4 protein-coding genes are annotated in these 10,242 nt (G+C 56.7%); all 4 read left to right on the top strand.

Annotated elements, in window-relative coordinates; genetic code table 11:
• Positions 1-276: 276 nt before the first annotated feature.
• The 4 genes from QMC96_12700 (at position 277) to QMC96_12685 (ending at position 9,955) form a co-directional block, all read left to right on the top strand.
• Positions 277-1,800: an AMP phosphorylase gene (locus QMC96_12700; protein ID MDI6877615.1), complete on the top strand. Its 1,524-nt coding sequence runs from the start codon at positions 277-279 to the stop codon at positions 1,798-1,800.
• A gap of 38 nt (positions 1,801-1,838) precedes the next feature.
• A complete protein-coding gene (locus QMC96_12695; protein MDI6877614.1) occupies positions 1,839-3,224 on the top strand; it encodes a PEGA domain-containing protein in 1,386 nt (461 codons plus the stop codon).
• Between the two features lie 201 nt (positions 3,225-3,425).
• On the top strand, positions 3,426-6,626 hold the full coding sequence (locus QMC96_12690) for a hypothetical protein (protein ID MDI6877613.1): 3,201 nt from the start codon (positions 3,426-3,428) through the stop codon (positions 6,624-6,626).
• Positions 6,627-6,943: 317 nt separating this feature from the next.
• Entirely contained in the window at positions 6,944-9,955 is a 3,012-nt protein-coding gene (locus QMC96_12685) for a VWA domain-containing protein (protein MDI6877612.1), read from the top strand.
• Positions 9,956-10,242 lie beyond the last annotated feature (287 nt).

The raw sequence follows: 10,242 nt of genomic DNA, 5'->3' as shown, positions 1-10,242 counted from the left end.
TCTAGGTTGGATCCAGGGCCAATTCAATTTTACAGAACTTTCGTTACGCTACCCTCAAGATCGCGAGATAACAAAGACCTTCCCTGTAACAATCCCTGTCCTGCAGTCTCGCTCGGGCACACGGCAAATCCGAATGCACCCCGGATGAATCGTGGCTTGGATCCCGGGATTGTTCCAGGCTGGTTGGTCACTTACGTTCCGAATACGCCCGGCCCCGAATGGACCTTTTTATCTCTTCCAAAGACGATACCCTAACCACAGGAGTATATCGTATCTATGAAGCTCTCGGTGAAGATGCTGGATATCGCCAGGCGCGGCGTGCTGCTCAACATCTCCGACGCCCGCACCCTGGGCGTCCTCGACGGGGACCGGGTGCAGGTGACGCAGGAGGCGATCGGCCAGTCGGTGACGGCGCTCGTGGAGACCACCTCCACCATGATCGAGCCCGGCACCGTCGGGCTCTACAGCCTCACCTGCGGACGCGCCTGCCCGCAGGACGGCACGCTGATCGAGGTCCGGGAGGCAGCCCGCCCGGTCTCCCTCGAGTACATCCGCAAGAAGATGGATGGCGGCAAACTGACCAAGGAGGAGACCGCCGCCATCGTGAAAGACGTGGTGGAGGACAACCTCTCCCCCCTGGAGGTCTCCGCCTACGTGACCGCCTCCTACATCAACGGCCTGGACATGGACGAGGTGGAGCAGCTCACCCGCTCCATGGTGGAGACCGGCGAGCAGATCAGGTTCACCTCCCGCCCGATCGTGGACAAGCACTCCATCGGCGGTGTGCCCGGCAACAAGATCACTCTCCTCGTGGTGCCGATCATCGCGGCGAGCGGCCTCAAGATCCCCAAGACGAGCTCCCGGGCGATCACGGGCGCCGGGGGCACCGCCGACCTGATGGAGGTGCTCGCACCGGTGGACTTCACGGCATCCGAGGTGCACGAGATGACGATGAAGGTGGGCGGCGTGATCGTCTGGGGCGGCGCGACCAACATCGCGCCCGCGGACGACCGCTTCATCATGGTCGAGTACCCCTTCCGGATCGACGCCCGGGGGCAGATGCTCGCCAGCGTGATGGCCAAGAAGAAGGCGGTGGGTGCGGATCTGGTGGCGATCGACATTCCCGTCGGCCAGAATACGAAGGTGCCCAACGCCCAGGAGGGGCGCAAGCTGGCCCGGGAGTTCATCGAGCTCGGGGAGCGACTGAACATGCGGGTGGAGTGCGCCCTGACCTACGGCGAGTCCCCGGTAGGGCATGCCATCGGGCCGAAGCTGGAGGTCGCCGAGGCGCTGCGCATCCTGGAAGGGGGGACGACCCCCACCTCGCTCCTCCAGAAGAGTCTCTCGATCGCCGGGATCCTTCTGGAGATGGCGGGCAAGGCGCCGCGGGGGAGCGGCTACGACGCGGCCGAAGAGATCCTCCGCAGCGGGAGGGCGCTGGAGAAGTTCCGGCAGATCATCGAGATACAGGGCGGCAACCCTGCCGTGAAGGCGGAGGAGATCGTCCCCGGCAAGCACCAGTTCGTGGTGAACGCCCCGATCTCGGGCTACATCGTGGAGCTGAACAACCGTGCCCTGATCAGCATCGCGCGGGCGGCGGGAGCGCCCTCGGACCCGGGAGCTGGCATCTACATCCACGCCAAGAAGGGGACACGGGTGCAGAAGGGCGAACCCATATTCACCATCTACGCCGACCGGAGCTGGCACCTCCAGAAGGCGATCGAGACCGGCCGCAACCTGATGCCGGTGGTGGTGGAGGGGATGCTGCTCGACCGCATACCCTCCAATCACTGGATCTAGATCGATTGCCTCAAGTCCCTGCAGGTATACCGGAATTCATGCAGGTATACCGCCCGCTTCTCATCCTTTTCAGCGTTATTCTGCTGGTAGCCAGCGTTCAGGCCACGGACCTGACCATATCGGTGCGCGACGACGCCACCGACGCCCCGGTGCTCGATGCATCGGTGTACATCGACGGCGAGTTCGCGGGAAGGACCGATAGCGGCGGGGAGGTCTCCTACTCGCATGCGAAGACCGCCAGCCTCCACGTGCGGGTGAGCCGCTCGGGATACGAAGAGTGGACCGGGCTTGTCAGCCCCACGCAGAGCGCCCTCTCGGTCGAGCTCTCCCGCAAGAGCGAGACCCTGACCGTCAGCCTCTACGACGGATCGACCCTCCAGGGCGTGTCCGGTGCGCTGGTGACCGTGCGGAACGAGAATTTCACCGCGTCGCAGGTGACCGACAGCAGCGGGAAGGCCGTCTTCACGGTGGAGACCCAGAACACCTACACGGTCGAGGTGAAGGCGTCCCACTACGACACGCTCTTCCGCACCGTCCAGGTCGGCGAGGCTGCCCGGAACGTGCAGTACTGGCTCTTCCGCAGCGACCAGTTCGTGCTCCAGGTGGTGGATGCGGCGACGCAGAAGCCGATCTCCGGCGCGAACGTGACCGTCGGCGGGAGGGGGGTGGGCGCCACCGACGCGAACGGCAGGCTGGCGTTCAACCTCGACCGCGAGCAGAAGTACAGCATCCGGGTGGAGAAGGAGAACTACCAGACCTACAGCCAGGAGCGGCTGATCGGCGCCGACGAGGCGGTGCTCACGATCCCGCTCTCGAAGTCCACGTATCCGCTGTTCGTCTCCGCGTTCGATGCCTCCCGCCGCCCGGTCGAGGGCGCCGAGGTCTACATCAACGGCACCTACCAGGGCAGGACGGATGCCTACGGCAGACTGGGGATCTCCAGCGTGGAGGCCGGACCGCACCTGATCGAGGTGAAGTGTGCGGGCTATGACGACTGGAGCGAGGTGCGGGAGCTGGCAAAGGGCGGAGAGGATATCGTCGCTTCGCTCGTGAACAGCCAGGCCAATGTGCGGATCGTTGTCGAGGATGCGGATCACCACATCCTCGCCGGCGCCGCGGTCTCCATCGACGGGGCCGCTGCCGGGACCACGAATGACCTCGGCAGCTACACGACCCGACTCGAGACGGCTGGAACCTACAACTTCACCGCCGCACTCGAAGGGTATCGCCCGGCCTCGGTGCAGGGCGAGATCCCGTTCGGCGCCTCGGACCACACTATCACGATCGTCCTGGAGAGGGAGTTCGACGTGACGGTGCTGCTGGCCGGGCTGATCGGGCTCGTCGCCCTGGGCGTGGTGTACGTCGGGGTGCGGAAGATCTACGGCGATAAGAAGGGCAGGCGGCCCCGTCGGCGACTGGGCTGATGCGGGGGGCGAGGTGCAGGCAGCAGTAAATTTTTCATTTATCACTATTTTTATTAGCAGCAATGTATTCCAGTTAAATTTCAATTTAGAGCAATTAATGCACCTTAAATATGCATCCAGTCCGTTATTCCAGAGATACCCGGTTTAAAGAAAGCAAATTAATAAATATAGGATTATCTGAATATATCCATATACTGGAAGGTGGGTGATGTGTCAGTCAATAAGATCGTCTTTGTAGCTATCGCATGTGCGCTGCTGGTCACTGCATGTTCTGCTCTTACGTCTGCAGATATCCAGATCGAGCCGGAAAAGTCGCAGCTTACGGCGGATGGCGTGGACAACACGACGATCAGAATTGCCGTCAGCAACTACACGAGCCCGTTGAGCGGGCAGATCGTACTGGATAACCCTGCGATGGGAAAGGTTGCTCCATCGTCGTTTTCACTGAGTCCTGCGTATGCCACGTTTACTGCCAACAAAACAAGCGGAAAAGCAAAGATATTTGTAAATGTCACGGACGGCGTTTCGGATTTCGCCTCCAGTGAGACAACGATCGACCTAGTTCACGGAGAAGCGTACCGGATTGCCGATCTGCACTACGAGCAGGAGATCGTGGTGAACGACACGACTCCCATCCGGGTGCGCGTCGTGGACAAGTTCAACAATCCGGTGATGAACTCCAATTTCACGTTTACCGTATCGTCGCCGAAGGGGAATGCCCGGTTTGTCGGCAGCGGGGGCGTGTTCGATAAGAGCATCACCGATGCAGACGGGTATGCTGCCGTTGATCTGCACGTGGATACCGTTGCCGGCGATAACATCGTACTGATCGATGCTCCAGCCGGGGTGGACGATCGCTGGATCGACATCATCACCCACGGCTCAGACCCTGTCTCTATCGAGCCGACCTACGATCCCGACCCTTCGATCCTGCCAGCGGATAACCACCATACGCTTGAGGCGACCTACGTGCTCCGGGATCGGTGGTCGAATCCGTCCCCGAACCAAAAAATTGAGATAACAACAACACTTGGAGAGAGGGCGTCTCTAACAACCGATTCCATGGGCCGCGCGATGATGCGCTACGGCCCGAAGAGGAGCACGGGAACTCTCAACATCACTGCCACGGTGATGGACAATACCAGTATCACGTGCACCCAGAGGGTGGAGTTCACCAGCAGCGATCCTGCGTCTCTGCTGCTCACGGCCAGTCCCGACAACATGCAGAGCCTCGACCTGAATGATGCTACGACCTCGGAGATCCGGGCCCGGCTGGTCGATCGCGCCGGTCACCCGATTCGAGGAGAGGAGGTGTCGTTCTCTATCGAGAATATCGAGGCGGGCAACTTTACCCAGACGGAAATGCCGAAGTTCTCCAACGGACAATTGACAGACACAAATACGACGGGAGACGATGGCTATGCGAGCGTCCCCTTCATACCCGGGAGATTTGCCGTAGAGGGGGAGGAGGGGTATCTTCCCGATGCGATTGCATCCTGCGTCGTGAGAGCGACCTGGAACGATCTCTCCGAACCGACGACCCTGACCTGGAGGAATTACCTCTACCTCCGGGTCGAGACAGATGTATCTAAAACCGTAATCAACAGCACCGACCCGTACTTCGATGTGACCGTCAGGCTGATCGGAGACGGGCCGGAACTGAAAGAAAAGATACCGATTGATGTGGTGCTGTGCACCGACCGATCGGGGAGCATGCTGAAGGACTACCCGGACAGGATGATCCCGGTGATGGATGCATCCTATGCATTCGTCACAACGATGGATGTGGGCCCTGCTGAAGACCATATCGGACTCGTTTCATTCGGGACAGAAGGATGGGCAAAAATTGCACCCACGAGGAGTTATAGTAGTTGGAATTGGAATAATATTTATGGAGGCCAGACCGGCAGCTCGCCCCTGAGTAACAATCCCGGCTGGTGGTGGGTAGGAAGGGACAATTACTATGATTGTACACCCAGCAGCTATAGTAGTTCTTCGAACCATCACCAATATGTACTCGCACATTATCCTGAAAATCCCAAGGATTACGATGACTATGCAGTTGTGGAGCAGCATCTCTCATCCTCAACATCAACGATCAATACATCCATCAATGGAATGGTCCCCTCCGGCGGTACACCCCTTCGATTCGGTGTTTATAAAGCGATCAATGAGATAATTGCGAACGGAAGAGATTCTTCATCTACAGTAAGAGCCATCATCGTCCTCTCGGACGGCGACTACAATTATTACGGCGATCCACTGGCAAGGGGCACGGGTTCGACGAATTCCGTGACATCTTATGGTGACCTGACGAGAAATTACTATAGATTTACAGGCCTCGGATCAGGACAATCCAGTAACCAGAACATGTCGAATTACGCTAGAAATAACAATATTAGCATCTATTCCATCGGGTATGCGGATGATATTTCGGATGATGGAAAAGAGACGCTTCGCATCCTTGCAGAGGGTACGGGCGGCAAGTACTACGATGGAAGTGCAACTGATATTGCAGATGTTTACGAATCAATTGCCGGAGAATTGCAGAAACAAGCGACCATAAATACCAGGATGCACCTGAATCTGGTCTCGAATATCACGAATCCCGGGGCTTCCTGGAGTTCGACGCAGGGGCTGCTGGAATACATCTTCATCGATGGGTATTCCACGTACTGGAGGCACTATAACTGGACAGATGACCCGTATGAACCAGCGACGGTCTTCAGATATGGCATGCTCAATCAAACGAATGAATGGAGGAACTCCCAGACGCTGACCTTCGACGAGAGCGTCATCGGCACGATGCGGAGAAAGGAGACGTGGGAGGCGAGGTTCAGGCTGAAGGTCAACGGATCCGTGAACGAGACGCTGGGATTCAGCCTCTTCGGGCCGAACTCGAATATCGTGGTGAACGGCACGGAGACAGAGATCATCAGGCCCCCGAACGCCGATATCACCTATATACCGAATATGAGCGTCATCGATCCACTCAGTGGAGATATCGATATCACCTTGCATGAACAGGATGATAGTGCTCCGCTCCCCAGGGAGTATCTCAACCTGACCTGGGACCTTGAGTACTCCGGTGCTGCCAACGATACTGTCCGTAAACTGTATTATAGAAAGAATGGCACCAGCTCCTGGGAACTCGTGGCGCTTTGGACCGAGAACGTCGCTGATAGGAAGAATGGCGACCCGCCATGGACCTGGCCCGACGAGACCTACAGCCTCGATCTGCGCAATCTGCCGAGTCCATCTATCTGCTACCCACCAACAATGGCCGAGACCTGGGTGATCGACATTCGGGTGGTGGCGGAGGCCTCTGGCGCAGGAAGAGATGAAGACATCAAGCCGTTTGCCGTTCCCTGTATGCCGAAAGATTATATTAAAATTGAATAACTTTTCTCGCTTTTCCATCGGAAATATCGTTTCTCCATCGATCCGTCCTGCACCCTCGAGCGCCGTAGACCAGATCGGTTCCCGACGAACAAGGTCTTTATATAGGACAATATCGGGCAAGAACGGAGAGAGAAATTAATATTCATTTTTCTATAAATATCATTCTATCATTGCTTAGAATAATATTTCACTATTTATTTTGAAATCAATAAATTATTATCCATCTTTATTCTAATTCAAGCTTATAAAAAAAATTTTTTTATTGGTAATATTTATATAATGGCAATACTTAATGTACAGCATCAGGAGAATTCTCTATGAGGAATGGAAGAGTAGCATGGCTGCTCATCGGGCTCTTCGTCCTGGCAGCCTCGGCATCTGCAGCTGGCGAAGGGATCCCGCACCACATGGTCGTCAGCAGTCCCTGGATCAGTGCCGGCGGCAATACCGCCAGCATCAGCGTGCAGGTGTTCGATATCAACAACGAATCGGTCAGCGGGGCAGAAGTCACGCTGCAATGCCTGGATCCCACTCTGGGGAAAGTGAGTTCGCTCACCTACACCACGCGGTCCCCGGATGGACTCGCCATCAAGGATGGCCAGGTTCCTCTGTTCACCGCGAATAGTGTCAGTGGAAGAGCGAACGTATCCATCGCCGCCCGGAAGATGGTGAACGGCACACTCTATCAGATCGACCACGTCTACGAGCAAAAGATAGACCACGCGGAGCCGTACAAATACGGCTACCTGCTGTACAATCCATCCGCACCTGTGGATTCGATTACACCCATCACCATATGCATGGCCGACAGGTACGGCAACAGGATTGACAATGTGCGTGAGACGGATCTGGGATTGACACCCGAAGAGGTGAAGTTTACCGTCACCTCGCCGGGCGGTGAAGCACGCTTCGAGAACGGGGCTACGACAATCACCAGACCTGTCACCGTGGATGGCAATGTCACCGTGAACCTCCGGCTCTCCTCCCTGGAAGGGGAGCACTTCCTGGTGGTCTCCCCCAAGGTGGCCTCGGTGGGAGAGCAGCATCTGATAATCACGGGTATCGGATACCGCCCGGTCGCCATCATCGCTGACGTATCTCCGGCAGGCGATCCACCGAAAGTGCCTGCCGACGGCAAGAGCAAATTCACGGTCACCTTCCATGTCCACGACGCCTGGATGAATCCGGTCGCCCATCACCAGCTGGACATCACGACCTCGCTGCCGGGTGAGCCGGGGAAGTCCATCCTGACGAACTCCGAGGGGAACGTGATGATCACCTACGGCCCGAAGACCACGATTGGCACGATCACTATTAAAGCCCGATCCGCCGTCTACCCCGAGGTGAACTGTTCCCAGGTCGTCCAGTTCGTGAACACCGATCCCGTCTCCATGATGCTCACTGCAAGCCCGCAGTCCATGCCGAGCCTGGAGGTGAATCCCAACAGTTCCTCGAACATCATGGCAAAGGTGGTGGATTCTGCAGGAAATCCTGTACCGAACGAGACAGTAAGCTTTGTCCTTATTCCTTCCACCTACCCGGACTCGCAGGTCCATCAACCCTACCTCCTCAACTCGTCCACTGTATCGGACGAAGACGGATTCGCCATCGTGCGGTTCGTTCCGGGAGAATTTAAGGAGTATGGCTCCGTGGGCTTCGATCCCCAATCCAGAGCCGAATGCAGGATTCAGGCGACATGGCGCTCGAACGTCAGCAGCATCAAACTCGAGTGGCTGAACTACCCCTACCTCAGCGTGGACACATCCGTGCAGCCCCAGACAGTGGCCGTGAACAACACAACAGACATCACCATCCGCCTGAAGGGGGACGGCTACGCACTTCAGCCAAAGCCCATCGATGTGGTGCTGTGCATCGACCGGTCCGGGAGCATGCTCTACGACGATCCGGACCGGATGCACTCGGTGCGGGAAGCTGCAAAAGTGTTCGTTGACGAGATGGTCGCCCAGGACCGCGTGGCGCTCGTCACATTCGGACGGAACGGTTACATCTCCCGGCCAGGATACAACTCTGGAATATCTACCTCTGAAATCGACAACGCCTATGTGTATCCCAAGACATATTCGGCATATGCGACCATCGATAAATCCCTGAGCGCGGACTTTTCGTCTGTGAAGACTGCTCTGGATAGAATCGTCCCGGATTACGCGACACCCATGCGGTACGGCCTGTATCGATCGATAAACCATCTGGTCAGCTCCGGGAATCCCAGTTCGATCAAGGCAGTCGTGGTGCTGTCAGATGGCGACTATAACTACTACGGAGACCCCCTGGCTCGCGGAACCGGGTATACGGGTTACGATCCGGACGATTTTGGCGATCTCACATCGGCTTACTATAAATTCACCTCCCTTGGAACCGGCACATCCAGCAACCAGAATATGTCGAATTATGCCAGGAATAACAATATTATCATCTACTCCATCGGGTATGCGGATTCCCTGTCTTCCGGAGGAAGAAACACGCTTCGCATCCTTGCAGAGGGCAGCGGAGGCAAGTACTACAACGGGAGCGCTAGCAATATCGAGGACGTCTATAAAGCGATTGCCGGGGACCTGAAGCAGGAGGCCGGGGTGAACACCGCCATGAGCCTCTCGTTCGACAACGTGATGGTCAACAACATCTCCTGGTCCGGCGACAATGTGTTCCAGTATCAGTATGTAAATCCGGAATCGACGCGGATATACAGCTACAACGAGACCCATGAGGTGATACCCGAGCACTGCATCGACCAGACCCTGGACTGGAGCGATCGCACTCTGGACTTCAATATCGGGACCATTCATGTAGGCCAGGTGTGGGAGACGACATTCCGGATGAAGGTCCTGAAAGAGGGCAACATCAACGTCTTCGGCTCGGGATCCACTATCTCCTTCAACAATGGGACGGAATTCCTGGAACTTCCCGACACCTACATCACAGCCGTTGCAGCATTCAATGAGACCGGCATCACCACCTACAATCTGGAAGTGAGCAACCTGCACATAAGGAATCCCGACTCGATCCGGGACTTCGTCGAGATCGAGTGGGACACCACCTACACCGGGGACCTGAACCTCCCGGTGACGGAGGAACTGTCCTACTCCAACGACGGCGAGAAGACCTGGACGAAATTCTACAGCATCTCCACCAGTAACTGGTCCGATGACGGGAGCCTGATGAAGACCCGCACGGGGAACCTCGATATCCGGTACCTTCCGGAGGGGGAGTACGTGATCAGAGTCTATGCAACAGCTCCCGATGCCTACGACTCCTGGGCCAAGGTAGAGACCGTCTACACGACCAGCGGCAACTACATCAAACTGGAATAATTTTTTTGACAATGCATGCCTGGGAGGGGAAAAGCGTTCCCTTCCCGGCACATGCTTATCGGTTTTTTATCGCGCACGACCGAATCAGGCTCCCGATCCAGCGCAATATTTTCTATCAACCGGGCCGGAGCTTGACCGTAATCAGGATAGACCTTCGAATGAGAATTGTCACAACCGATATCGCATCAGACGGGTCTGACCGCAATCCGTAGTCGTTATGAAGAAGATCAGAGACGGACCCAGTGGGAATCGAACCCACGTCCCTGGGTCCGAAGCCCAGGAGGATA

The organism is Methanomicrobiales archaeon (genome assembly GCA_030019205.1).
Classification (GTDB): domain Archaea; phylum Halobacteriota; class Methanomicrobia; order Methanomicrobiales; family JACTUA01; genus JASEFH01.
The sequence above is the reverse complement of the archived record's forward strand: the minus strand, read 5'-3'. Positions and strand labels throughout refer to the sequence as shown.

What these genes read in the sequence shown, in the direction of transcription:
- QMC96_12700 (MDI6877615.1), top strand. Translation starts at nt 277, where the DNA reads ATGAAGCTCTCGGTGAAGATGCTGGATATCGCCAGGCGCGGCGTGCTG.
- QMC96_12685 (MDI6877612.1), top strand. Translation starts at nt 6,944, where the DNA reads ATGAGGAATGGAAGAGTAGCATGGCTGCTCATCGGGCTCTTCGTCCTG.
- QMC96_12695 (MDI6877614.1), top strand. Translation starts at nt 1,839, where the DNA reads ATGCAGGTATACCGCCCGCTTCTCATCCTTTTCAGCGTTATTCTGCTG.